We start from the raw sequence: 23,959 nt of genomic DNA, 5'->3' as shown, positions 1-23,959 counted from the left end.
CCGCCGCGCCATGCCGAGAGCGAACCCTCCGGGAGCGATGATGCACCGATCGATTATCCTAACGCTGGCGGGGGCGATGGCCTTCGCACTTTCCTCTTGCGGGGGCGGTTCCGCGCCTGCCGAGCGCCCACCGCTGGAAGGCGCGGCGATCGGCGGCGATTTCACGCTGACGGGCAAGGACGGCAAGCCGGTGCGCTATGCCGATTTCGCGGGGAAATACCGCGTCGTCTATTTCGGCTATTCGTTCTGCCCCGATGTCTGCCCGCTGGACGTGCAGCACCTGATGCAGGGTTATCACCTGTTGGCGAAGGACCAGCCGGCGCTGGCCGCGAAGGTCCAGCCGATCTTCATCACCGTGGACCCGGCGCGCGACACGCCCGAGGTGGTGGGCAAGTTCGCCGCCAACTTCGGGCCGGAGCTGATCGGGCTGACCGGCACGCCTGAGCAGATCGCTGCCGTGGCCAAGGCCTTCGCCGTCTATTACCAGAAGCGCGAGGGCGGATCGCCCGATGCCTACCTGATGGACCACAGCCGCGCCGCCTATCTGATGGGGCCGGACGGCAAGCCGGTGGCGCTGCTGCCGGCGGAAAAGGACGGCAAGGCGGTTGCCGCGGAATTGGCGAAGTGGGTGCATTGAGCGACCATTTCTGGGAGAAGCCGATCGAGGCGCTGACCCGCGACGAGTGGGAAGCGCTGTGCGACGGCTGCGGCCAGTGCTGCCTGCACAAGCTGGAGGACGAGGACACCGGCGAGGTGCACCACACCAACGTCGCTTGCCGCCTGCTCGACATCAAGACCGGGCGCTGCTCGGACTATCGCCACAGGAAGGCGATGGTGCCCGATTGCCTGCGCCTGACGCCCCGGCTGGTGCGCGAAGTGCCGTGGCTGCCGCGCACCTGCGCCTATCGCCTGCGCGCCGAGGACAAGCCCCTGCCCGGCTGGCACTACCTGATTTCGGGCGACCGCGAGACGGTGCACAGCGCGGGCGCTTCGGTGCGGGGCCGCGCGATCAGCGAAGTGCTGGCGGGACCGCTGGAGGAACACGTCGTGCCCGGCCCCGACGAGAGTTGGGCGGAGGGGGACGCGCCGGAGGACTGGACGTGATCGACTGGCTGCGGCGCCTTGCGCGCGAGCCGGCCGCGACCGCGCGCCCCATCGCCCCGCGCACGATTTCAGTGGAGGGCCGCGACCTGCCGCTGGTGATCCGGCGGCTTTCCCATGCGCGGCGGATGACGCTGCGGCTGGCGCCCGATGGCAGCGAGGCGCGCGTTTCCATTCCCAGCTGGGGCCGGGTGGGCGATGCCGTGGCATTCGCGCGCGACCGCGCAGACTGGCTGGGCGCGCAACTGGCGCGGATGCCCGCACGCGCGGCGGTGGAAGCCGGCAGCACGGTTCCCTATCGCGGCGAGATCCTGCGCGTGGTGTGGCAGGACGGCGCCCCGCGCCGGCCCGTGCTGGACGACGGCGAGATCGTGCTGGGCGGCCCGCAGGAGGGATTGCAGACGCGGCTGGCGCGCTGGCTGGAAGCCGAGGCGCTGCGCGTGATGGCGGGCGATCTGGCGCACTACTGCGCGCGCGCCGGGCAGGATGCCCCGCGCCTGGCATTGTCGCGCGCGCAAAGGCGCTGGGGCAGCTGCGCGGCGGACGGATCGATCCGGATGAACTGGCGGCTGATCATGGCGCCCGATTTCGTGCGCCGTTCGGTGGTGGCGCACGAAGTGGCGCACCTGACCCATTTCGATCACAGCCCGGCGTTTCACGCCCACCTTGACGCGCTCTACGACGGCCGGATCGAAGACGCCAACCGCTGGCTGAAGCGCGAGGGACGCGGGCTCTACCGGCATTTCGGATAACCCCGAATATTCGTCGCAAGTGAAACCGGATTGCGCTAGGCCCGGCGCATGACGAACCGCTTTGACTTCAGCCCCGCGATGGCGCTCGCGCGCGCCGAAATGAACCGCCTGCACCGGCTGCCCGAGCCCGAGGTGGTGCGCCCCCTGCTGGCCGCGCTGCCAGGCAGCGGCGACGAAGCCGCGATCATGGCGCGGGGCAAGGCGCTGATCGCCGAACTGCGCAAGGGCCAGTCGAACGGCTGGGTCAACCGCTTCATGTCGGAATACCGCATGGACAGCGACGAGGGCCTGGCGCTGCTGAGCCTGGCCGAAGCCTTCCTGCGCGTGCCCGATCCCGCCACGGCGGACCTGCTGATCGCGGACAAGATCGGCGAAGCGGACTGGCGCGCGCATTCGGGCAAATCATCGTCGATGCTGGTCAATTCGGCCACCTGGGGGCTGGTGCTGGGCCGCGCGGTGATCGGCGTGGAGCCGCAGGCCGGCGTGCTGCGGCGGCTGATCGCGCGCAGCGGCGAGCCGTTCGTGCGGCAGGCGGTGGGCGCCGCCATGCGCCTGATGGGCGAAGTTTTCGTGATGGGCCGCACCATCGACGAAGCGCTGGGCCGGATGCGCAAGAGCGAGCACAAGGGCTTTACCGCCAGCTTCGACATGCTGGGCGAAGGCGCCCGCACGTTCGGCGATGCGCGGCGCTATTTCGAATCCTACGAGAATGCCATCGCTTCCGTCGGCAAGGCGAGCGGCGAAGGGCACTCGATCTCGGTCAAGCTGTCCGCGCTCCACCCGCGTTACGAAGCGGCGCAGGCCGATGCCTGCCTGCCCGAACTGACCGCGATGCTGCTGGAACTGGCGCGCGGCGCGGCGCACGCGGGCATCCCGCTGACGATCGACGCCGAGGAAAGCGAGCGGCTGGACCTGTCGTTCGACATCATCGCGGCGGTGGCGGCGGACCCGGCGCTGAAGGGCTGGGACGGGCTGGGCATGGCGGTGCAGGCCTATTCCAGGCGCGCGCGCAGCGTGTGCCGCTGGGCCGGCGGGCTGGGCGAGGCGACCGGGCGGCGGATCAAGGTGCGGCTGGTCAAGGGCGCCTACTGGGACAGCGAGATCAAGGCTACGCAGGAGCAGGGGCTGGCCGACTATCCGCTGTTCACGCGCAAGGCGCACACCGACGTGTCCTACCTCGCTGCCGCGCGCGAGCTGCTGGCCAGCCCGTGGATCGAGCCGGCCTTTGCCAGCCACAACGCGCGCACCGTGGCCACCATCGTGCAATGGGCGCAGGAAGCGGGACGCACCGGCGGCGACTTCGAGTTCCAGCGCCTGCACGGCATGGGCGAAGGGCTGTATGAAAAGCTGGTGCGCGAGCAGGGCTATCGCTGCCGCATCTATGCCCCTGTTGGCGGGCACCGCGACCTGCTGGCCTATCTGGTCCGCCGCCTGCTGGAAAACGGCGCGAACACCAGCTTCGTCCACCAGCTGGCCGACGCGGACCTTTCGGAAGAGGACCTGCTGGCCGATCCGGTGGCCAAGGCGCAGGCCAGCGGCGGGCTGCCGCATCCCTCGATCCCGCTGCCGCGCGACCTGTTCGAGCCGCTGCGCGGCAATTCGGCGGGGATCGACCTGAACGACCGCGCGGTGCTGGCGGACGTGGCGGGCAAGCTGGCCCGGCAACCCGCGATCGCGCTGGCCGGGAACGAAGTGCGCGCGGCGATCGACACCGCGGCTGCCGCCACCACCGCGTGGGCAGCCATCCCGGTAGAGCGGCGCGCCGAAGTGCTCGAACGGCTGGCCGACCTGATCGAGCAGCGGCGCGACGAAGCTTTCGCGCTGCTGGTGCAGGAAGCGCGCAAGACGCTGCCCGACGCGCTGGCCGAGGTGCGCGAGGCCGCCGACTTCTGCCGATACTATGCGCGGCAGGCGTGCGATCTGATGCAGCCGGCGCCGCTTCCCGGTCCCACGGGCGAAAGCAACGTGCTGCGCCTGCACCCGCGCGGGGTGTGGGCGGCCATTGCGCCGTGGAACTTCCCGCTCGCGATTTTCCTGGGGCAAGTCGCCGCCGGGCTGGTGACCGGCAACACCGTGGTCGCCAAGCCCGCGCCGCAGACGCCCGACATCGCCCGCTGGGCCGTGGCGCTCGCCCATGAGGCCGGCGTGCCGGTGGATGCGCTGCGGCTGGTCACCGGCGGGGCGGAGGCCGGTGCGGCGCTGGTCGGCGATGCGCGCGTGATGGGCGTGGCCTTCACCGGATCGGTGCCCACGGCGAAGCGCATCGCGCGCACGCTGCTGGAGGACGACGCGCGCCCGATCGTGCCGCTGATCGCGGAAACCGGCGGGATCAACGCCATGGTGGTCGATTCGACCGCCCTGCCCGAACAGGTGGTGCGCGATATCGTGACGAGCGCGTTCCGCTCCGCCGGGCAGCGCTGCTCCGCGCTGCGGCTGCTGCTGGTGCAGGAGGAGATCTCGGACCGCACGCTGGAGATGCTGGCGGGTGCGATGGATGCGCTGGTGATCGGCGATCCGGCCGATCCGGCCACCGATGTCGGCCCGGTGATCGACCGCGCCGCCTACGACAAGCTGATGGGCCGCCGCGCAGCGATGGCGGGACGGATCGTCAAGACCGTGGCCGTGCCGGGCGAAGGGCTGTTCGTGCCGCCCACCGTGATCCGCCTCGATTCGGTGGACGATCTGGACGCGGAATGGTTTGGCCCGCTGCTCCATGTGGCGACGTGGAAGACGGGCACGCTGGAGCAGGTGATCGCCGCGATCAATGCCAAGGGATTCGGCCTGACGATGGGGCTGCACAGCCGCATCGCGCGCGTGGCCGAAACCGTGGAAGGCGCAGCGCGCGTGGGCAACCTCTACGTCAACCGCTCGATGATCGGGGCAGTGGTGGGCAGCCAGCCTTTCGGCGGCGAGGGCCTTTCGGGCACCGGCCCGAAAGCCGGCGGGCCGCACTATCTGGCGCGGTTCTGCGTGGAACGCGTGACCTCGACCGACACCACCAGTGCGGGCGGCAACGCCTCGCTGCTGAGCCTTGACGAGGAACTGTGACGCACAACTGGCGGAATCGTCCGCGCCTGCCTATCTAGGCGCGCATGAAGGGCTTTTTCTCCAACGTATCCCCGCGCAAGGCGGTCAGCGACCTGTGGCAGGTGATCGGCGCGCCGAGCGAATATCGCACGCGCTCGCTGATCATGGCCGCCGCGATCACCGGCGGGATCTTCTACCTGATGATGCAGCAGGAGGGACGCGGCCTGCCCCGTCCGCCCCGAATCGTCTATTTCGAAAGCTGGCGCGCAGACCGTAGCGACGCAGAGATCATCGCCGGCAACATCGCCGCCACGAAGAAGGCCCGCGCCGAGGAAGCCGAAGAAGAACGCCACGCCGAGAACATCCGCCAGATGTACAAGGCGGTGGGCGCGGCGACCGGGCTGGACACGCAGAAGATGTACGACGAGGGCAAGGCCGAGCGCGAGGCCGAGAAGAAGGCCGAGGACGCGAAGGCCAAGGCCCTGCTCGAGCGCTATGCAGCGCACCCCGGCGAGACGAAGTCCGGACAGGCCCCTCCCGACCCGGCCAAGCCCGACCAGACCGCCCCCGGCCAGAAATAACGCACGCATGGGGGGGCGGAGCGACAAGGACTGGCTGGAGGCCGCAGCAGCGCTCGCCGCGCGCGGCCGGCCGCTGAGCCGCCCCAACCCGGCCGTGGGCGCCATCGTGGTGCGCGACGGACGCGTGGTGGGGCGCGGCTTCACCCAGGCCGGAGGACGCCCCCACGCCGAAGCCATGGCGCTGGCACAGGCCGGCGAACTTGCGCGCGGCGCCGCGCTCTACGTCACGCTGGAACCCTGCGCGCACCAGAGCGCGCGCGGCCCATCGTGCTCGTCGCTGGTGACCGCCTCCGGTCTTGGCCGGGTGGTGATCGGCTGCGAGGACCCCGACCCGCGCACCGCCGGCAACGGCATCGCCATGCTGCGCGCCTCGGGCATCGCCGCGGAACTGCTGCCCTCGCCCGTCGCCGAGGCATCGCTCGCAGGCTACCTGATGCGGGCTCGGGCGGGCCGGCCGCACGTGACACTCAAGCTGGCGACTTCGCTCGATGGCCGCATCGCGCTGCCCGACGGCTCGAGCCGCTGGATCACCGGTCCGGAAGCGCGCGCGCACTGCCATGCGGAACGCGCCCGCTCCGATGCCATCCTCGTCGGCGGCGGCACGCTGCGCGCCGATGCGCCGCGGCTGGACGTGCGCCTGCCCGGGCTGGAGCCGCGCAGCCCGGAACGCTGCGTGCTGACCAACGGCGGCGCACCCGAAGGCTGGCGCGCGGTGACCGACATCACGGCGCCGGGCGCGTTCGGCGAGGCGCAATATCTGTTCGTGGAAGGCGGCGCGGGCGCGGCCGCCACGTTCCTGCGCGCCGACATGGTCGACCGGCTGCTGCTGTACCGCGCGCCCATCGTGATCGGCGAGGGACTGCCCTGCATTGGCGACATCGGCCTTGGCACGCTGGCCGAGGCGCATGGCCGCTGGCGGCTGACCGACCGCAGGCTGCTTGGCAGCGACACGCTGGACGTCTACGACCGCGCGCGTTGAAGGAAAGGCACGACCCATGTTCACCGGCATCGTCACCGAAATCGGCAAGATCACCGCGATCGAAGACCGGGGGGACAAGCACATCACCATCGCCTGCGCGATGGACCCGGCGAAAATCGCCATCGGCGCCTCGATCGCCTGTTCGGGCGTGTGCCTGACGGTGGTGGACCGCGGCGGCACGGCAGGCGATGCATGGTTCGCGGTGGATGTCTCGGGCGAGACGATCTCGTGCACCTCGCCCTCGCGCTGGCAGGTCGGCGCCGCGCTCAATCTTGAACCCGCGCTCAAGCTGGGCGACGAACTGGGCGGGCACATCGTGACCGGCCATGTCGACGGCGTGGGCGAAGTGGTCGGCGTGTGCCCCGAAGGCGGATCGACGCGCATCGGCATTTCCGCGCCGGCGGACCTGGCGGCCTACATTGCCGCCAAGGGTTCGATCACGGTCGACGGCACCTCGCTGACCGTCAACGAAGTGACGGACCAGCCCGACGGCACCTGCCACTTCGCGCTCAACATCATCCCGCACACCGCCGATGTCACCACGATCGGCGCGCTGGCGCCGGGTGACAAGGTGAACCTCGAAATCGACGTGCTCGCGCGCTACCTGCGGCGGATGCAGATGCTGGCGGCGAAGGGCTGAACCAGCCTTCCCCGGCCAGAAAAAAGGGCGGGTGCCGCGAGGCCCCGCCCTTTTTCGTTAGCATTTACCGCAATGGCTCAGGCGGCGACGTCGCCCAGGGCTGCGATGAACTTGTCGATGTTGCCGTTGGTCAGGCCGGCGATGTTGATGCGGCCCGAACCCGCCATGTAGACGCCGTGCTTCTCGCGGATGGCGAGGATCTGGTCGCCATTGATCGGCAGCATCGAGAACAGGCCCTTCTGGATGCCCAGCGGCGCCATGTTGACGGTGCCGACCTGCTGCGCGGCGGACAGGCGCTCGCGCACCCAGGCCATGCGATCACGCATCTCGTCCAGCTCGGCCAGCCACAGCGCGGTCAGGTCCGCGTCGGACAGGATCAGGCGCACGGCGGCAGCGCCGTGGTCCGGCGGCATAGACCACGAAGCACGGGCGATGGTGGAGCCGTTGGCCATGGCGTTGGCCAACGCGGTGGCATCCGACGTCACCGCGTAGAACGCGCCGACGCGGTCGCGGTAAAGACCGAAGTTCTTGTCGCACGAATAGGCGACCAGCGCCTCGGGCACTTCGGCCAGCACCTTGCGCAGGCCGTAGGCGTCTTCTTCCATGCCATCGCCCAGGCCCTGATAGGCGAGGTCGAGGATCGGCAGCACGCCGCTCGCCGTGACCAGCGCGGCGATCTCGTCCCACTGGGCCTTGGTGTAATCGACGCCGGTGGGGTTGTGGCAGCAGCCGTGGAGCAGAACCGCATCGCCCGGCTGGGCAGCGGCCAGCGCCGTCTTCAGCGCATTGAGGTCAGCGGTGCCTTCGGCGGTGACGTGCTTGAAAGTAACGAGTTCGAGGCCGACGGCCGCCACGATCTGCGCGTGGTTGGGCCACGAAGGCGTGCCCATCAGAATGCGCTTCACGCCAGCGCGCTTGGCCACTTCGACCGCCAGGCGCACCGCGCCGGTGCCGCCGGGGGCCTGCATCCCTTCGACCTTCGACCGGTCGAAATCCTTGCCGAAGACGTAGGGGATCAGCGCGTGGACGAAGCCCATGTCGCCTTCAGGGCCGAGGTAGGCCTTGGAATCCTGCGTTTCGAGCAGCTTCTGCTCGGCCGCCTTGATCGCCTTGAACACCGGGGTCGCACCGTCGGAGGTGCGATAGACCCCGACGCCCAGATCGATCTTGTCGACGCGCGGATCGGCGTTGTGCAGCTTGATCAGCGCCAGAAGCGCATCGGCGGGCTGTTGCTGGAGATTCTTGAGCATTGCGCGCCTTTGCCTCCGGACGGTTCGTGACGCAAGAGGGGGCGATACACAGATGTCTTATCGCTGTCGTGCCGGGCTGGCAGCTACGGCATCCATGGACCGTTACGACAATCTGGTTGCAGGGCGCACCTGCGGTCCGTGCATGGCGTGCTGCATCGAACCCGCCATCCCCGGCCACGGGCTGGACAAACCCGCCGGAGAGGCCTGCCGCAACTGCCTGCCGCAGGGCGGCTGCGGCATCTACGATACGCGCCCGCAGCCTTGCCGCGAATTCTTCTGCCTCTGGCGGCAGGTGGCGTTCGTGGACGAGGCCTGGCGCCCTGACGTATCCGGCGTGCTGATCGCTCCCTCGTCGCAGACCGGCGGCACGCCCAGCGGCATCTCGGTGGTGTTCATCGTCGCGGCATGGGCGCACGCCGCGATCGGCACCGCGGCCTTTGCCGAACTGGTCGCCGCCTTCGTGGGGCGGGGCATCGGCGTCCACCTCAACCTGCCGGGCAACATCGGCGAACCCGCTCGCGAAAGCCGCCTGCACGACTGGGTGCTGCGCGCCGTGGATGCGGGCGACCTCGCCGCGATCATCGCCGGGGTACGCGCCTGCTATGACGCGACGGTCGCCTTCGATCCTGCGCCAGCCTGAACGAGACGGATCAGAACGGCATCCAGTTCTGCTTGCGGCTGAACTTCATGTAGCCGGCATTGACCCCGAGCCGCAGCCCCGCGCCCATCCGCACCGGGATCAGCACCACGTCGTTCCGGCGGATATAGCTGACGTTGAAGCCGCCGATGAGATAGGCCTGCCCCTCGCCCGCGCCGAAGCGGTGAAACAGGTCCTCGCTGTCGTGCAGGTTATAGACAAGCACGAAGGTGTTGCCGGCATTGGCGCCAAGGTCGAGCCCGACCGAAGGCCCCGTCCAATAGACCGGGCGTTCGCCCTCGATCTTGTGGTGCAGCGTGCCCGAGCCATAGCGCACGCCGACGACGAAGGCGCCGCCGGCCTCGCGCCCGGTGATATAGCCGATGGGTTCGCCCTGCTTCTTCAGCACGTCGCGGATCATCAGCGCGAGGCCACGAGCGCCCTTGCCGAACACGCCTTCGGCCGCGCCGATCAGGTCGTCCTCCTTGTAGGTGCCAGCGGGCGCGCCCTGCGCCCCGGCGGGCGGCGGCGGCTGGTCGGCGGCGGGCATCGCGGACGTGGCGGGCGGATTGGGATCGACAAGCGGCGGCAGCGGCCGGGCGCCGGTCGCCTCCTGCCCCACGGGCGCGGCCTGGTCGATGCGGGCGGCCGGTGCGGGCGCGCCATTGCGGTTGAGATCGCTGTCGATCGCGGCATTGGGATCGATCGTCTCGACCTGGGCGAAGGCGACCTGCGCGCCAAGAAGGCCGAGTCCGGCGACGGCCAGCGCGATGCGGCGGTGGAGTTTCATGCGTTTGTTTCCCGTCCCGTTCCGGCGGCAACGACCCCGTGCCGGCAAGCCGATGTTCACTGGAGCCGATGGTCGCCCCCCGACAATGAACGGGCGATGAGCCGAGTCCAATTTGCGCCCGACCGCGCATTTCCGGCGATAATCGGGGGCGCAAAGGGCAACGAGCAAAATCTGCGACAATTTCCGCCCCTGCCCTTGCCGCCCCCAAAAACGCTCGCTATAGCGCGCCCTCGCCGCTGCGATCCGGAGACGTGGGTGAGTGGCTGAAACCAACGGTTTGCTAAACCGTCGTACTGGTAAATCCGGTACCGAGGGTTCGAATCCCTCCGTCTCCGCCAGATCACGCATTTCCGCGGTCTACGCCGAACCATCGCGAACACTTCGAAAGCCCGGATTTTCTGGGCTTTCTTGCGGGTTATGCGTTCACAATGGTTCGCCGGAGATCGCTTCAAGCCAGAGTCAAAACTATGGCTAATCTTATGGCTGGTTCGGCCTGAAATAAGCTGCTAGTCAGCGAAATCATGCCCTCGCGCGCGCGTAACAAGCTTTCGGCTAGGCAAGTGGCCACGCTCACGGAGCCCAACGTCTACTCTGACGGTGGTGGCCTCTATCTCCGGGTCCGCACGTCGGGCCGGTCGTGGTTCTACATCGGCACCCTTCACGGCAAACGAATCGAACTAGGCCTCGGCTCGGCGCTGGATGTCACGCTCGCCAAAGCACGAGAACGCGCTGACGGCATCCGCGCAATGCTGATCGACGGCATCGATCCTCGCGCCGCACGCACCAAGACCAAAGTCGAGGAACGGCCGGTTGTCACCTTCGGCACTTTCGCGATGGAGCTGGTCGACGATATCGAAGAGGGCTTTAAGAATCCCAAGCACCGACAGCAGTGGCGCAACACCCTGAAAACCCACGCCGAGCCCTTGTTCGAGGTGCCGATCGATCAGGTGACCACCGAGCAGATACTCGGGGTTCTCCAGCCCATCTGGCTGAGCAAGTCCGAGACGGCCTCTCGCCTCCGTGGCCGTATCGAGCGCGTCCTCGACGCGGCGAAGGTTAAGGGGCTGCGCGATGGCGAAAACCCTGCGCGTGGTCGGGGACATCTAGACCTGCTGCTGCCCAAGCGCAGCAAGGCCTCGGTCCGGCACCATCCCGCCTTGCCCTTTGCGGATATCGCCACCTTCATGACGGCACTGCGAGCACGACCTGCTGTTGCAGCTCGCGCGCTGGAGTTCACAATCCTCACAGCAGCGCGATCGGGCGAGGCTCGTGGCATGACCTGGGCTGAGGTCAACCTTGTGGAAAAGCTGTGGACCGTTCCGGCAGAACGCATGAAGGCGCAAGTTCAGCATGAAGTTCCACTCAGCGATGCCGCTGTCGCCGTTCTTGAGGCGATGCACGAAGACGGTCTCGAGCCGACAGACTTTGTGTTTCCGGCTCCGCGCGGTGGCTCGCTATCGGACATGGCGCTGTCGCAGCTTCTCAAGCGCATGGAATACTCGCACATTACTGTGCACGGGTTTCGTTCGACCTTCCGTGACTGGGCAGGCGAAAAGACCCAGTTCGGGCGCGAAGAGGTGGAAATGGCGCTGGCCCACACGGTCGCTTCTTCCGTGGAGAGGGCCTACCGGCGTGGTCGCGCTCTGGAAAAGAGGCGCGAGTTGATGACGGCGTGGGCAGCGTTCTGCGGCAAATGACGACCCAGATCCGGTCGCTCAGGCTTGCAGCAGCGAGTGTCGCATCAAGCCAAAACCTGCCGATCGTGAGGGGGAAAGCAGAAGATTAGTGAAGCGCCCCATAATTGGTCATCTAAGCTGATCGGTCCCCATTCCCAAAACACGCCATTCGTTCAGTACCGGTCCTTGCTGGGTCCTGACGCGCGAAGTACATTTTTGCGGGATGCGGTTTCGCGCGCCGTCAGTTCAACAGCCAATGACTAAGACCAATGAGGCCGAATGCCCATATTCCGATACTTTTCCGAACAGCGCTTTGCGGACTCGTTCATAACAGACGGTCAAATGCGGTTTGGCTCGTTGGCCTCGTATCGGGCTTACGATGATGGCGGTGTCAGAGGTGATCCGAAAGACGGGGCGTTGCACTACGCTCCGCCCGACGGGCTGGAAATCACTATGGTGAAAGACGGACGAAAGCTGACTGGTATGAGCTTCACCACCGCCGCTGAGAACATGTTTGTCTACTGCGTCAGCAATGAGCCGTCCGACCGCTGCGCCAAAGAGCTCGGCTCGTTTTGCGTCGAGATCTCTGACCCGGAAGAGATCGTCGCACGGCTCAAGGCGCGCGCCTGTCGCACTTCTAAGTTGGATTATGCTCAGGTGTCGTTCGGACCTGTGGAATACCGCCCGCTCGACGCAATACCTGGGGTAGAATGGGCATTTCCTGAGCGGGTCGTGCTGATGAAACCGCCCGAGTATGACTGGCAGAATGAATCTAGGTTTGTGCTGCCGTTGAAGCCGCACGCTCAATCTGCCGATTCTTTCGTCAAGATCGAAATCGGCAGCCTTGAGCATTTGGCTAAGCGATATCGCTGTTAGTGCTGTATAGATAACGGCGACCTAAAGCTTATTATGAGCCGCGAAGATATCCTTGCACGCCGCGCAGAAGCTGTCAGTCTGGAACTGGTCCATCTGCAGTCGCGATCTTTGCCGTCAGATAAATCGCTGAGCGTCAGGTATGGGCGATAGACCCGCCATCAGGACCAATGTGTCGGAATGACGGGAATGTCCCAGATTCAGCCAATCCCAAGTCGGCTTAAACCTCATCTGCCAACATTGCGAATCGGGCTCGTGAGACAGCGCAGCCTTCGTAAGTTACTGAATTGCTTACCCAACAGCGCGGCCAGCGAAACCGGCCAGTTTTGACATTTTTGGCAGAATCCCATATATTTGCGACGCGCCGGGCCTGGCCCTTGGCCGCAATGCCGAGCCTCTCGGCAGGCCGATTCCGGCTCCGGCGCACTCTCGAAAAACGAAGTTCCATGAAGGGACGGTCAGATGATCCTGACCGGGGTATTCGCTTGCGTGTCGATCGGGTGATCCGGTGATGCCGCAGGCCTGCTGCAACACCGGTGCGTGCCGGAGGAGTGTCCTTCATGGGCCTCCCTCTGCACAAGGAAACAAGCATCATGGACCACGAACAGCGCACCAAGGCCACCAACCGCCAAGACCCAGAACTCGCGGCAAAGGTGGTTCGCAGCATAGGTGAGATCGAGGCTCAGTTCTTCCACGCCGCAGGCCCTCTCAGCGAGCGCATGATGTCAGAAGCGCTCGTCGCAATCGAGAAGGTCGTGGCCAGTCCATGGGAGTTCATTGAGAACGACTGGACGCCGCAAGCTGTGTGCCCCGAGTGGAAGATGACGCGCGGCGTCGGCACCGGTGACATGTGGCTGCAGGTGGCCGAGATATCCGCCGACGACGACGAATACGAACATACCTGGATCGCGGCCGTCACGAAGATGGTGCCATCACAACTCTGCGTTCAACTGATGTTCCGCAGGGGCCTACAGGACCACGCCCAAGCTGCAATCAAGGACATGAAGGCAATCGGCCCAGTGCTGGAAAAGGGCTTCGTTCGCGACGACGCTAATCTGGCACTGTTCGTGCCCATCCATATCCCGGCCGAGAAGCTAGCTCAGGGCTTCGCGCAGAACGACCTGACGCCGACAGTGCAGCCTTTTGCCAAGGCGATGCAGGCGGCACTTGCTGCCAAGCCGGCCCTCGACACGCTGCTCGAAGGGATCAGGGCAGCGGCCAAGGCCAAGTAGCTAGCAGGCGTGCCGCGCGGCTGTTCGCTGTCAGCCACCAACTCCCAATCCGGCCGCGCGGCCCTTTTGCCCATTACTGCCGGGGACACCGGCTTTTCCACCACCATCATCAAGACAAGGACCGTTGGCATGGATCGCCACGAAGATGCGTCGCGCCTGCAGCGCACGCGAAAGATACAGGAATTGAACGACCGACTGCGCAAGACGGGCATCGGCGGCAAGGTCGTCCTCACCCGCGCAGTGGCGGCCATGGACGCCCTGGAACTGACCGACCTGCTGCGAAGGGTCCGGGAGTTCAACACTTTCACCAGCGGAAATGACCCGTGGGGCGAGCACGACTTCGGAGAGGTAGGCATCGAGGGCGAGCGCTACTTCTGGAAGATCGATGCCTACGATTTGAACCTCGAATATGGTTCGCCTGATCCGGCCGACGAAGCGGTAACCTGCCGGGTCATTACAATCATGACGGCAATGGACCTGTGACCATGGCCCACCAACATCTTGAACAATCCGCGCACGCGCCGCATAGCAGCGTCACCTGCGGTCAATCCCGCAGGGGAGGCGTCAGAACCTCAAAAAGCAGACGCCGGTCGAGATTTCTCGGCCGGGTGGTCGTCGCGCATGTCCAAGGCTTGCCTAAAGGCGGCGACGCCTTGGGTCTGCTCGGGGTTCTGAACACCCGGCTTTGCCCGGTGCCTCCGTTACGAGGGGAGGCATTTATGGGACGCAAGACCGGGTCAATCATCTCTGCAGCGATTCTGGCGCTGATCAGTGCATATCCGGCTGTTGCTCAGACGAGCGGCGTGGATAGCAATTTCTGCGATCGCGGCCTCATCACTGACCCAGCATCACAATTGACCCGCAATTGGGGGGAACGCTACCGCCAGACCTTCGTCGAACAGTCGGTAAAGTCCGGTTCGATCAGCCGGGGCATTGTTGTCCGCGCCACGGGCTCGGAGATCATCTGTCGCATTACCTTTTCAAGCGTGACTTCTTCCCTGCCCGCTCACCGTGTGGAACTGCGGGATGTGGAGTTCCGCTATTCACCTGCCACTGGTCGCGTAGAACCACTGACGCTCCTCCTGACGGGCTTCGACGAACGGACAGCAATCGCTGCAATCTGGGAGCGGGTATTTCTCGACGACCGCTCCTATCGATCCATGGTCGAGCAGGAAGCAGAGCGCGATCCTGCCATGGCAGCTGCAGTGGCCGCAGTCATTGGCCGTCCCAAAGGAGCGGAGAATGCTGCTTGGGAGCCCGGCATGTTCTGCGCCAAGATCAGTGCACAAACAGCGACGGCTGGCATCACTCAATGGGCGGAAAGCACAAATCAAGTTCGCGCCACAGGCCTTACGACAAAGGAGACTCCAACTTGGCTGCCAGCCACTGGTTGGACCATCGGAAACTTCAAGGTGGTCTCTTCGATACCCTTTCAAAGCGTCATCTGCTCAGCGGACGTCACCTACGTCGCCAACACGTTCGACGGGAAGCAGATTCCGATGAAGATTATCGGAATGCCTTACAGGGTATGGGGCAATGATGACGGGTCAGAAATCTACGCTGATGTCCACAACTGGCCCACGGAAGAGCAACAGAAGGACGGAAACAACGCCTTCAACCGGGCGTGGGTCGTCAACGGTCAGACCTTCGAACAGGCTTGGGCACAGAACAAGCAGCGCAACAATGGGGCAGGTGGGCCGAAGAACGCCGTAGAGGCGATCGCACAAGCGCAATCCGAGGCCAACGCCCAGGCCGAAGACTACCTTCGGTCGCAGGGCTACGACGTAGACGCCATCAAGAAGGCCGAAGCGGAAAAGACCCGCAAATATGCCGAGCCATGTCGACGCAGCGGCGGCACCTGGGGGCGCCCGACCGACCAATATGGCAACGCCGGAGCGCTCGGCTGCTACCATCCCTCGGGTGAACGGTAGTTCTTCAACCAATCAATAAATTCGGAGACAGAGCTATGCGGATGAAAATCGTTCTCGCTTCTATGTTGGTGCTTGCGCCAACCCAAGCACAGGCGGGACTCGGAAGTCTGATCAAAAAGCAAATACAGAAAAGCATTGAAGTACGTCCGGGTTCGGAAACTCCAACCTCCCCATCTTCCTTGCCTTCGCCGTCTTCAACCGCCACTCCTTCTCCGGCCGAGCCCGAAAAGGATGCATCGATCGCGGATAGGTTCGTTACTCGTCAGGACGCACACGGCCACGATTATGACGCCAAGACTGGATTGCTGATCTGCCTTGCAAATCCACGCAAGTACAAGGCAGGCACCTATGCTATGTCCTTTAGCGAGACGCACATTCCGGAAGGGCACAACCCAAACCTACCGTGCATCAGCGCGGACCGAGAATACACAAAGATGTAAAGCGGTCACATGGTAGACTAATGCACTCACAACCACGGGGCCGAGGCACTCTTTCATGATTTTTGTTCGGCCCTCCAATAAATGGTGCATTGCGCTTTCATCCCTAGACTAACGCATCATGAGTTGACCTTGTCGAGGTACCACTGTTCCCGCCTTTCTGGATCTTGGGCGCGACGGTAGACCTCGGCAAGACTACCCGTCTGCAAGAGGAAGCCGATGAGGTATTCAGGCGGAACCCGGTGCCGACGGGCATACTTCAAGTGTTGAGCAAAACGTGTGACATCGGATTTGCGGAGGTTTGCAGCAGGACAGTCAAGATGAAGTCCGGTGAGGACCCAGAAAAATCCGTCCCGACGAAAGTCCTTTCGCAAAGGTCGCAAGACTTTACCACCCGCATGGGCCACTCGGATTAAGTCAATGGTTCGCTCGATAAGGCTAAGCTTGATTTTGGAATGAGAGGATATCACGAACCTGTAGACCGCGCGTTTCACAACGTTGGCGGGGGCATAGTAAGGTGATTTGCCAAATTCCGCAGTTGCCCTGAATGCGGCTGCGAGTTCCGCCTCAACGCTAGCGACAAATTTTTCCCATTCCTCCTCATAGCCGGTGCGGCCCGGGCGTCGGCGCGCAACATTGGCACTTGGGCTGGGTTTTCCGACCTGAGCCCCGGACTGTGAGGTTCGACGTTTCTTCGTCAAGGAACCCGCTACTTTTGCCTGCTTCGCCACGTCGGCCAGCCTCCAATTGCCCTTCAGCATACTTCTCATATCACTACATAAGGTGCTGACTTGAGCAACTTAAATTCCTGATCGATGGCTTTCCAAGATCTGCGTTTGCTGCCGATACCGCCAAGCTTATGATCTTAAGTTGTCGGACTGGACAATCTGGGGAGGCGCCCGCTCAAGCCCGTAAAACAGCTTCATCACCAGCCAAGCAAACAAGCTTGGGGTGTGATGGAGACGTAAAATGCTTAATTTTGAACCTCTTCTCGTGGACACGCATATGGCGTGTCAGATGCTGGGTATTAGGCGCACCCTCCTCTTCCGGTATCTCGCTGAAGGCTCGCTCCGCCGCTGCAAGATCGGCCGCAAGACGGTCGTGCCGATGGACAGCATCAAGAGCTTCGCCGCTGCGAGGGCCGCGTGATGTCGGGCCGCGGGATCAGCAAGCTCGGTCTGCCGCCTATGCAGTATCGGGTCGACATTCACCTTTCTGACTTTGAAACGTTGAAGGACGCCCAGGAGGAGGATGATTTTCGCAGTGAGGACTTGGACGAGACAACGGAAGACATTTTCGATGGCGATCCGCCATACGATGAGGCGATGTCGTCATATTTGTGGGGTGCAGCTCAAGGTGATGAAGTTAGGGCAACCCTTGCCTCTGCAACCTACATGCGGGAACTGCGCATCAATATCTCCGGTGCGATCTGGCGTTTGATCGAAGAATCCGAAGGAAGCAAGGTCGCAGCATTCACCATCATTCCTCCGGCTTGGGAATATTCTGAGGACATTATCTTCGACTCAGACAATATTCGTGGGGAGGTTCTGCTCAAGAATCTTCGCTTCACGCTGGACTCGTTGGGAGCCGCTCAGGCAAAGGGCTGGATCATTGCGTTCATCCATGGCGAGCACGAGCCGGTTTCGGGGGTCTTCCGGCTTCATGTGCATGGGTTTGCTTGCGGTGAAATGATTGATGTTGTGGACCGCCTTCGCCAGACTTCGACCTACAAAGCCTCACGGTGGAAGAGCGACGGAGCCCTCAATCCAGTCTATCGCCGGGTTCACATCACCCGGAAGCCTCTTACGGACCTGCCCCGCGCCGTCACCTATGCACTTCAGTCTTACTGGCCGGCCCGAGCGCTGCTCATCTCGGAAGATGGCAAGCGCATTCGGGCACGCCGCAAGACCCGCATCAAGGAACCATACCATTCCTACGCTCTGGCGTATTTGCACCTTCACAGGATTGAGGACCTCACGCTGATGATGGGGTTGAGGGTGACCAAGGGTGGTCTGACCCAGACCAAGCCGGTCAGCTGAACGAACTCATCGATCGAGATGCGGAAAGCGGTGCTATGGAGCCTTGTAGAAGCGTCCCGAGGCACATCTGAAGTGAATGTGTGTGCAACACTGTATCTCCGCTTTCCCCATACTCCCCGCAACCTGAGACAGCGCCGCCAACGAGGGGGCCTGCTGAAAAATGCGTAATTTACGCATGTCGAGGTAAGCCATGACGAAGACAGATATCAATTCCGCGCTCGGCCAGAACCTTCCGATGGTCACAGGTCTCATTGACCCGAAGGGCAGCAAGTGGGTGCTCACCAAATACAACGGTGCCTCTGCCTTGCTCCCCTATGGAGCATTTGTGCAGAGCCGATCGCAGCTCCTTTCCACTCTGAGTCAGCATGGAGTGGTCATCATTCCAAAGGCGGCCAAAGACAGCTTCATGGAACAGGTTGGCGAGCTCGAAGAGTTCTCACCTCGCGTAATCTTTTCTCGCCCGGGCTGGCACCAAGGGCAGTTCGCCACTGTCTCCGGCAAGGTCTACGCCCCATCCAAGACCACAAAGGGCCTGATCGGCTTCGAGACCAACCCGATCAAGTGCGCGAGGAAGGGTACTCATTCGGCCTGGCTCCAACTGGTTGCCGGGCCACTGGCCGGACACCACATCCCGGTCTTTGCCATCATGGCGTGCTTTGCAGCACCCATGCTCTCAGTTGTTGGGCGTGCCGATAACTTCGGCTTCGAACTGTCAGGTGCAGGCGGCAAGGGCAAAAGCACGACCCAGCGCCTCATGGCCTCAGTTGTGGGGCCTGCGATGGAAAAAAATCAAGGTTACATCACAACCTTCAACATGACACACGTCGCCCTCGACGAGGCTATGCGGTCGCACTCAGACATGCCCTTCATCATCGATGAAGCCAATCTGTTCGGCTTAGGCACCGGTGGCCGAGCGGATGATCGGGCCATGCGCGATTTCAGCTTCCAGATGGGCAGCGGGGTCACGAAGGGAAAGTTCGGCAGAGTCAACCAAGAGGGCTACCGATTCATTTTTGTCACCTCCGCCAACGAGCCCTTTCACGAACTGCTCGGCAGGGCTCACCGTGACACAGCAAACGCTGCATCCGACAGGTTGATTTCCATTTCCATACCTGAGGAAGATTCTGGCGTCTTTGGCCCCCTCCCGAGCGGATACCAAAGCTATCGGGCATTCACCCTTGCTCTGGAAACTGCCATGGTTGCTCAATACGGCACCGCCATGCCGAAATTTCTTCGGGCCCTAGTCCGGAGCCGACATAAGAATGAAGCCAAGTTCGTCGGCGCCCTGAACCGGCGCATTGCTACCTTCAAGCAGCATGTTGGGGTGAACGAAAACAATGGCTCAGATGTGCGCGTGGCGGAAGCCTTCGGACTTGTATATGCAGCAGGCGAGTATGCCCGGCACACGGGTGTACTGCCCAAAGAGTATGACTGTTTAGCGGCCGCCAGCCATTGCTACAGCAACTATCGCGGTACCGTTCCAGTTCGCCAGTCGCTACCTGATCGGTTGAAAGCCATAATAGAACGGCCGGAAACCCGCGCAGTCGATCGCGCCGCCCTGCCGACCCTGAGCGATGAGGAGCTAGAGGCGATCGGAGCCTTCATCCGCGTCGTGAAGGGGGAAACCCTGCTTTTGATGACGCCGAGTTTTGGGGGTAGGATGCTCCCGGACTGGCGTAGCTTGATGGGCACTCCGGCTTTCCAGAGACTCAACAAAGCGGACAAGAATGGTCGAGGCCGGGGCTATCATTGTCGAGTCCGTGCCAACTCGAAGGTTGATTGGTTCTACGCGTTCAAGATCGATCCAATCGACGCCAGCGCATAGTCCATCCAAACCATCGAAGAGGGGGCGAACATTTGAGCACCCCTGACCGTCTGAGCAGGCGCACTATCGATCACTTGCACGCAATGGATTGCGTCAGTTTGCAGATTTGAACCGTTTGGCCTTAACAATCGCCTCACATCGCCAGCCGGCACCTCGGTTGGGGCTGCATTCCTTTTAAGGGCGATACGATGCCGTTTGCGAGAATCGAGTTAGTTGGCAGGAAGGCGGAGGAGGGGGAGACCCTCATCATTCATCTGCGCGTGAAGGCCGATGGAACACCCGACAGAAGGTATGCTTATGCGGGTTGGCGGGGTAATCCAGGCGCGAACCGCTGGTGCTGGCCAGTAGTGTTCGCCCCCGCAGGCCGGGTCGACCATGGCGGTGAGCCCGGTGATCCTGAGGCATCTCGGTACAGCAACATGCCTTTTTACGACACACCATTGAAGGTCGGAAATATTTACACAATGACCCACGGCGATGGTTCACCCGCAACTGAGCTTCGACTAGTAAAGGGGTGGATCGAAAACGAAAACGATCAATTAGTTCCTCTAAAATAGAGTTGTGCTGTATCAAAATCGAGCATTTCCGATACAGCTTAACCCGCTGTATCGAAACATAGCTTGATCCATTTTTCGATACAGTGTAAATTTCGACACACGTTTTCAATACAGGTGTGTCATGTCACGAGTATTTGCCTACTGCAGGGTCAGCACTGGTGACCAAACTCCAGACAACCAGATCCTTGAAATCCAGGCGGCTGGATTTCAGCTGGAGCCACGGCGCGTTATCGCGGAGACCGTCTCTGGCTCTACCACCGCAATGGAGCGAGCGGGCTTCCGCAAGCTGATGGACCGACTGGACTGGGATGACGTACTTGTTGTCACCAAACTGGACAGGCTGGGTCGGAACGCGATGGACGTCCGCGCGACGGTTGAACGATTGGCCGAGATGAATGTCCGCGTTCACTGCTTGGCCCTCGGCGGCGTTGACCTGACCAGCCCGGCTGGCAAGATGACGATGTCGGTAATCGCAGCAGTCGCCGAGTTTGAGCGGGACCTTCTGGTCGAACGTACACAGGCCGGCCTGTCTCGTGCAAAAGCTCAAGGCAAGAAACTGGGTCGGCCCAGCAGCTTGACCGAAGAGCAGCGGGAAAATGCCCGGAACCTGCGACGACAAGGTGTGTCTTTGGGCGTATTGGCTAAAGAGTTTGGCGTTAGTCGATCGGCGATCCAACGCCTTACTCTCTAGGATAGGATTTCTGACCCCAGCCTCGAATGCACGGCGAGTGGCTGCGCAGGCGACTTGGTCGATTCTCCTTGTCCGCGCGGAATCAGCGGGAGTCTTAAAGACAGTGACGTGCGCGGCCAGACCACCGCAATTCTCGCACTATCTTCGCTTCTGACATCAAACTTTTGCATGTCTTGCGACGATATCATTTACGCGGGCAGGATCGAACGCCACGTCCCATGACCATTGCCCGAACCCGCCCGCAGAATTGATGGCTCGAACCCATTCGTCCAGAGCTTCACGTTTCGCCTTGTTCTGCTGGTTGTCCGTTCCCTTGATCTCCAGCGCCAATGTCTTCCCGTTCTCCAGCCTGACGAGGAAGTCAGGAATGTAGCGGCGGCGTGATCCCTGCCAGAGGTAGTGTATCTGGAAGCTCAGGTGATCGTTCTTGGCATAGGCGATCACGTCCTCCCGGCTCTCAAACACGTTGGCGGCGTATTGCTCCCAAGCGGAGTCGCCGACGACATGACTGATGTGTGATTTGCCGGTCGGCATGTTCGGCTTGGTGGTGTACCAAGCCCGCATCTGACCAGTGCTGCCAATCGGGTTCTCTTCGTCAAAGACAGGGGTCAGGGCGGTAGTGTTTTGCTCCGTGACGAACCGCAAGACGTGCCGCACAATCAGATCAATGTTTAGCGCGATCAGGATGCGGCGGCGTACCGGGTCGCTATGGAACAGCGACGGGATATCGATCTTGTCTGAGCGCAAGAAGGTTTCGACCAGCCGGATAAGCTGGAAAACGAGGTATTCCTCGTTGCCCTTGAAGTTGCCTTTGAGTTCGGCGAACGCCTTTCGCGCTGCCACGAATGTCAGTCGCTGAAGGCGGAACTCCTCCGGCAGCAATGACAGATCGATAGCCGTCACCTTGCTCATGTCCGCCGCACCGCCAAGCGCAGGGGCAATCTCGGCACTGATGACAGTTGCAACCGGATCGAGGATCAACGGCTCGACCTTCGCCCATTCCACTGCCAGTTCCGGCTTCACCACCGTTTCGATACGAAGGACGTTCGGCCACTTCAGTTCAAGCGAAGCACGGTCAGGCATCACATCAATCTGCGTGCTAGGTTTTGGTGGCGGCGGGGCATCACCACCTTCGCCCGGCTCGTAGATCGAAAGCGGGACTCCGAAGACGTTGACGTACTCGGGGAGAAAGAGTCCATTTTCGTCCTTGTCGTAACCGACCCTACGAAGCCCGCGACCGATGACCTGTTCGCACAGCAACTGCGACGTGAACGCACGCAGTCCCATGATGTGCGTGACGTTCTTTGCGTCCCACCCTTCGGAAAGCATGGCGACAGAAATGACCTTCTGGAGGTTCTGACCGGCACCGCCCCGCTTGCCTACGTTGTCGATGATCTCGCGGAGGAGTTCCTCCTTCTTCATTCCCCGGAGACGTTCCTTCTTGGTCTCGGGGATTGCTGCCTCATCGATCACCTGCTCCAGGCGGGCCTCATATCCCTTGTCGGCGCTGGCTGCCTCGCCAACTTCGGCCTTCTCCATGACGCGAGAGTCAACGCGAAGGGTTTTGCCCGGCGCGTTTAACTCCGGCCAAAAGCAATCGCCCTGATTGAAGTAGTGCTCGATACGCGCCGCCGTCTCGGTGCGGTTACACACGGTCAGCATGACTGGGGGCGAATGATGACCAGCCCAATCCTTTGCTGTCACCCGCCAATCAGCCCCGAGGATCGTGTAGGCGTCTTGAACCAGCTTCGGCAGGGCTTCGTGCGGCTCGGCCTTGCGGTTCAGGTCCTCTGCCACCGCCGGATCGCGATAGATATGGTAGAGCTTGGACCGCATCGTCTTGGCATCGGGCATGGCATCGTCCCGCACCACGACACGGGGTGTCTTCACTAGCCCGGCTTCAATCGCGTCGTTGAGGCCAAAATCGGAAACAATCCACTCGAACAGCGCCGTATCGGTGCTGGCCTTCCCGGTCGGCGCAAACGGCGTGGCCGACAGATCAAAGCAACGCTGGATGCGCCGGGTCTTGTGCAGGCGATCCAATCCCTCGATCCAGCGGGTGGCCTCGTCGAGGTCGATGCCAGCTTCCTCAGCCTGCTTCTTGCTGATCTTGACCTCAGCGGGCTTGCGATAGGCGTGGTGGGCTTCGTCGTTGATGACGACAATATCCTTGAACGCTGCGAGCTTGCCGAGAACGCGACGGGTAAATGCCTCGTCGGTCTCCGCACCCTTCTTGACCACCGAACGCTTCGGCTCCGATGCTGGCATGAGCGTATGCCAATTCTCGATCAGGATTTCCGCCTGATTGAGCTTCTGACGCAGTGCCTCGGAAGGGCACAGGTTGAACTCGTCGTAATAGCTGCCCGCGCTGGGGATCAGCACTTGAAGCCGCCCCTTCACTGTCAGGCCGGGCGCGACGATGAAAATGGCCCGGCTGAAATCCTTGTTCCGCTTCGGGTAGGTCAGGGCGTTCAGCACTTGCCATGTGATGATCATCGCCATCACCGTGGTCTTGCCCGCGCCGGTCGCCATCTTGTTGCACAGACGCTGCCACGGCCCGCCGTCGCCGGGCACATAGATACCCTGCTTGTATTCTTCCGTCGCTTCGATGCACCAAATCAGCGTCTCGATGGCTTCAAGCTGGCAGAAGTAGAACGGGTGTTGCCGCGCAGTGTTGTCGTGCCAATGCTCCAGCAGTCGTCGGGTGACGATGGTCACGCCCGGATAGCCAGCCTCTCGCCACTGATCCACCCGGCCACGGATGACGTTGACGAGTTCGATTTCGACCGTCCGCCGCGTGTTGTTGCGAACATCGAACATCTCATAACTAGCGGGACGACGCTCTGGAACGATCTCCAGCGTGGCATCCTGTTTCGAGACCCAATGCTGCTGAGGGCATACGAACGGCGTATTGATGATGAGCGACTTGGGCTTGGGCACC

22 protein-coding genes and 1 tRNA gene are annotated in these 23,959 nt (G+C 62.7%); 19 read left to right on the top strand and 4 right to left on the bottom strand.

Annotation, left to right across the window (positions count from 1 at the left end):
* The first annotated feature begins 37 nt into the window (after positions 1–37).
* From OLX02_RS14060 to OLX02_RS14030, 7 genes are read left to right on the top strand one after another with little or no spacing between them, the layout of a single operon-like run.
* Positions 38–637: an SCO family protein gene (locus OLX02_RS14060; protein ID WP_413630288.1), complete on the top strand. Its 600-nt coding sequence runs from the start codon at positions 38–40 to the stop codon at positions 635–637.
* Positions 625–1,104: a YcgN family cysteine cluster protein gene (locus OLX02_RS14055; RefSeq protein ID WP_319641252.1), complete on the top strand. Its 480-nt coding sequence runs from the start codon at positions 625–627 to the stop codon at positions 1,102–1,104. Before OLX02_RS14060 ends, OLX02_RS14055 begins: the two co-directional genes overlap by 13 nt.
* On the top strand, positions 1,101–1,853 hold the full coding sequence (locus OLX02_RS14050) for a M48 family metallopeptidase (RefSeq protein WP_264423807.1): 753 nt from the start codon (positions 1,101–1,103) through the stop codon (positions 1,851–1,853). The genes OLX02_RS14055 and OLX02_RS14050 overlap by 4 nt, the downstream gene beginning before the upstream one ends.
* A gap of 48 nt (positions 1,854–1,901) precedes the next feature.
* Complete coding sequence (locus tag OLX02_RS14045; protein ID WP_264423805.1) at positions 1,902–4,901, top strand: L-glutamate gamma-semialdehyde dehydrogenase; 3,000 nt, start codon at positions 1,902–1,904, stop codon at positions 4,899–4,901.
* A gap of 44 nt (positions 4,902–4,945) precedes the next feature.
* Positions 4,946–5,461, top strand: a complete 516-nt coding sequence (locus OLX02_RS14040) for a hypothetical protein (RefSeq protein ID WP_264423804.1) — start codon at positions 4,946–4,948, stop codon at positions 5,459–5,461.
* Positions 5,462–5,468: 7 nt separating this feature from the next.
* The gene (gene ribD / locus OLX02_RS14035; protein ID WP_264423803.1) at positions 5,469–6,440 is read left to right on the top strand and encodes a bifunctional diaminohydroxyphosphoribosylaminopyrimidine deaminase/5-amino-6-(5-phosphoribosylamino)uracil reductase RibD; all 972 of its coding nucleotides are present in this window, start codon (positions 5,469–5,471) and stop codon (positions 6,438–6,440) included.
* 16 nt (positions 6,441–6,456) lie between these two features.
* Positions 6,457–7,080 carry a riboflavin synthase gene (locus OLX02_RS14030; protein WP_264423801.1) on the top strand — a complete coding sequence of 208 codons (624 nt, stop codon included), beginning with the start codon at positions 6,457–6,459 and terminating at the stop codon, positions 7,078–7,080.
* Between the two features lie 77 nt (positions 7,081–7,157).
* Here the strand turns inward: OLX02_RS14030 and OLX02_RS14025 are convergent, their stop codons facing one another.
* Positions 7,158–8,330, bottom strand: coding sequence for an aromatic amino acid transaminase (locus tag OLX02_RS14025; protein WP_264423799.1), 1,173 nt, complete (start codon positions 8,328–8,330; stop codon positions 7,158–7,160).
* 52 nt (positions 8,331–8,382) lie between these two features.
* Between OLX02_RS14025 and OLX02_RS14020 the strand changes: the two genes are divergently transcribed.
* On the top strand, positions 8,383–8,970 hold the full coding sequence (locus OLX02_RS14020; RefSeq protein ID WP_264423797.1) for a hypothetical protein: 588 nt from the start codon (positions 8,383–8,385) through the stop codon (positions 8,968–8,970).
* A 10-nt stretch (positions 8,971–8,980) separates the two neighbouring features.
* On the opposite strand, the gene OLX02_RS14015 is transcribed toward OLX02_RS14020, so the two are convergent.
* Positions 8,981–9,757, bottom strand: coding sequence for a DUF1134 domain-containing protein (locus OLX02_RS14015; protein ID WP_264423795.1), 777 nt, complete (start codon positions 9,755–9,757; stop codon positions 8,981–8,983).
* A gap of 245 nt (positions 9,758–10,002) precedes the next feature.
* On the opposite strand from OLX02_RS14015, the gene OLX02_RS14010 reads away from it, so the two are divergent.
* The 7 genes from OLX02_RS14010 to OLX02_RS13980 all read left to right on the top strand — a co-directional run bounded on the left by OLX02_RS14010 (position 10,003) and on the right by OLX02_RS13980 (position 15,909).
* Positions 10,003–10,095, top strand: a tRNA-Ser gene (locus OLX02_RS14010).
* 183 nt (positions 10,096–10,278) lie between these two features.
* The gene (locus OLX02_RS14005) at positions 10,279–11,454 is read left to right on the top strand and encodes a tyrosine-type recombinase/integrase (RefSeq protein WP_264423794.1); all 1,176 of its coding nucleotides are present in this window, start codon (positions 10,279–10,281) and stop codon (positions 11,452–11,454) included.
* A gap of 258 nt (positions 11,455–11,712) precedes the next feature.
* A complete protein-coding gene (locus tag OLX02_RS14000) occupies positions 11,713–12,309 on the top strand; it encodes a hypothetical protein (protein ID WP_264423792.1) in 597 nt (198 codons plus the stop codon).
* Between the two features lie 590 nt (positions 12,310–12,899).
* Positions 12,900–13,538, top strand: a complete 639-nt coding sequence (locus OLX02_RS13995; protein WP_264423791.1) for a hypothetical protein — start codon at positions 12,900–12,902, stop codon at positions 13,536–13,538.
* 129 nt (positions 13,539–13,667) lie between these two features.
* A complete protein-coding gene (locus tag OLX02_RS13990; protein WP_264423790.1) occupies positions 13,668–14,021 on the top strand; it encodes a DUF3768 domain-containing protein in 354 nt (117 codons plus the stop codon).
* Between the two features lie 236 nt (positions 14,022–14,257).
* A complete protein-coding gene (locus OLX02_RS13985; protein ID WP_264423788.1) occupies positions 14,258–15,469 on the top strand; it encodes a hypothetical protein in 1,212 nt (403 codons plus the stop codon).
* A 35-nt stretch (positions 15,470–15,504) separates the two neighbouring features.
* Positions 15,505–15,909, top strand: a complete 405-nt coding sequence (locus OLX02_RS13980) for a hypothetical protein (protein WP_264423786.1) — start codon at positions 15,505–15,507, stop codon at positions 15,907–15,909.
* 116 nt (positions 15,910–16,025) lie between these two features.
* Here the strand turns inward: OLX02_RS13980 and OLX02_RS13975 are convergent, their stop codons facing one another.
* A complete protein-coding gene (locus OLX02_RS13975; RefSeq protein WP_264423784.1) occupies positions 16,026–16,667 on the bottom strand; it encodes a hypothetical protein in 642 nt (213 codons plus the stop codon).
* A 256-nt stretch (positions 16,668–16,923) separates the two neighbouring features.
* Here OLX02_RS13975 and OLX02_RS13970 point away from each other — a divergent pair, with 256 nt between their 5' ends.
* The 4 genes from OLX02_RS13970 to OLX02_RS13955 all read left to right on the top strand — a co-directional run bounded on the left by OLX02_RS13970 (position 16,924) and on the right by OLX02_RS13955 (position 21,018).
* Entirely contained in the window at positions 16,924–17,055 is a 132-nt protein-coding gene (locus OLX02_RS13970; RefSeq protein ID WP_264423782.1) for a hypothetical protein, read from the top strand.
* Positions 17,055–17,945, top strand: a complete 891-nt coding sequence (locus OLX02_RS13965) for a hypothetical protein (protein ID WP_264423780.1) — start codon at positions 17,055–17,057, stop codon at positions 17,943–17,945. Before OLX02_RS13970 ends, OLX02_RS13965 begins: the two co-directional genes overlap by 1 nt.
* Before the next feature lie 190 nt (positions 17,946–18,135).
* Positions 18,136–19,770, top strand: a complete 1,635-nt coding sequence (locus OLX02_RS13960) for a DUF927 domain-containing protein (protein WP_264423779.1) — start codon at positions 18,136–18,138, stop codon at positions 19,768–19,770.
* Positions 19,771–20,448: 678 nt separating this feature from the next.
* A complete protein-coding gene (locus OLX02_RS13955; RefSeq protein ID WP_264423777.1) occupies positions 20,449–21,018 on the top strand; it encodes a recombinase family protein in 570 nt (189 codons plus the stop codon).
* A 156-nt stretch (positions 21,019–21,174) separates the two neighbouring features.
* On the opposite strand, the gene OLX02_RS13950 is transcribed toward OLX02_RS13955, so the two are convergent.
* The gene (locus OLX02_RS13950) at positions 21,175–23,958 is read right to left on the bottom strand and encodes a BPTD_3080 family restriction endonuclease (protein ID WP_264423775.1); all 2,784 of its coding nucleotides are present in this window, start codon (positions 23,956–23,958) and stop codon (positions 21,175–21,177) included.
* Position 23,959 lies beyond the last annotated feature (1 nt).

This window comes from Novosphingobium sp. KCTC 2891 (genome assembly GCF_025938155.1).
In the GTDB taxonomy this organism is placed as follows: Bacteria; Pseudomonadota; Alphaproteobacteria; order Sphingomonadales; family Sphingomonadaceae; genus Novosphingobium.
Note: the sequence above shows the minus strand (reverse complement) of the source record. Positions and strands in the feature narration are given on the sequence as shown.

Excerpts from the sequence above, each read along its gene's own strand:
- OLX02_RS14005 (WP_264423794.1), top strand. The coding sequence starts at position 10,279 with ATGCCCTCGCGCGCGCGTAACAAGCTTTCGGCTAGGCAAGTGGCCACG.
- OLX02_RS13990 (WP_264423790.1), top strand. The coding sequence starts at position 13,668 with ATGGATCGCCACGAAGATGCGTCGCGCCTGCAGCGCACGCGAAAGATA.
- OLX02_RS13995 (WP_264423791.1), top strand. The coding sequence starts at position 12,900 with ATGGACCACGAACAGCGCACCAAGGCCACCAACCGCCAAGACCCAGAA.
- OLX02_RS14015 (WP_264423795.1), bottom strand. The coding sequence starts at position 9,757 with ATGAAACTCCACCGCCGCATCGCGCTGGCCGTCGCCGGACTCGGCCTT.
- OLX02_RS14040 (WP_264423804.1), top strand. The coding sequence starts at position 4,946 with ATGAAGGGCTTTTTCTCCAACGTATCCCCGCGCAAGGCGGTCAGCGAC.
- OLX02_RS14000 (WP_264423792.1), top strand. The coding sequence starts at position 11,713 with ATGCCCATATTCCGATACTTTTCCGAACAGCGCTTTGCGGACTCGTTC.
- OLX02_RS14060 (WP_413630288.1), top strand. The coding sequence starts at position 38 with ATGATGCACCGATCGATTATCCTAACGCTGGCGGGGGCGATGGCCTTC.
- OLX02_RS13985 (WP_264423788.1), top strand. The coding sequence starts at position 14,258 with ATGGGACGCAAGACCGGGTCAATCATCTCTGCAGCGATTCTGGCGCTG.
- OLX02_RS13955 (WP_264423777.1), top strand. The coding sequence starts at position 20,449 with ATGTCACGAGTATTTGCCTACTGCAGGGTCAGCACTGGTGACCAAACT.
- OLX02_RS13965 (WP_264423780.1), top strand. The coding sequence starts at position 17,055 with ATGTCGGGCCGCGGGATCAGCAAGCTCGGTCTGCCGCCTATGCAGTAT.
- OLX02_RS14020 (WP_264423797.1), top strand. The coding sequence starts at position 8,383 with ATGTCTTATCGCTGTCGTGCCGGGCTGGCAGCTACGGCATCCATGGAC.
- OLX02_RS14025 (WP_264423799.1), bottom strand. The coding sequence starts at position 8,330 with ATGCTCAAGAATCTCCAGCAACAGCCCGCCGATGCGCTTCTGGCGCTG.
- OLX02_RS13975 (WP_264423784.1), bottom strand. The coding sequence starts at position 16,667 with ATGCTGAAGGGCAATTGGAGGCTGGCCGACGTGGCGAAGCAGGCAAAA.
- OLX02_RS13980 (WP_264423786.1), top strand. The coding sequence starts at position 15,505 with ATGCGGATGAAAATCGTTCTCGCTTCTATGTTGGTGCTTGCGCCAACC.
- ribD (WP_264423803.1), top strand. The coding sequence starts at position 5,469 with ATGGGGGGGCGGAGCGACAAGGACTGGCTGGAGGCCGCAGCAGCGCTC.
- OLX02_RS14030 (WP_264423801.1), top strand. The coding sequence starts at position 6,457 with ATGTTCACCGGCATCGTCACCGAAATCGGCAAGATCACCGCGATCGAA.
- OLX02_RS13970 (WP_264423782.1), top strand. The coding sequence starts at position 16,924 with ATGCTGGGTATTAGGCGCACCCTCCTCTTCCGGTATCTCGCTGAAGGC.
- OLX02_RS13960 (WP_264423779.1), top strand. The coding sequence starts at position 18,136 with ATGACGAAGACAGATATCAATTCCGCGCTCGGCCAGAACCTTCCGATG.
- OLX02_RS14045 (WP_264423805.1), top strand. The coding sequence starts at position 1,902 with ATGACGAACCGCTTTGACTTCAGCCCCGCGATGGCGCTCGCGCGCGCC.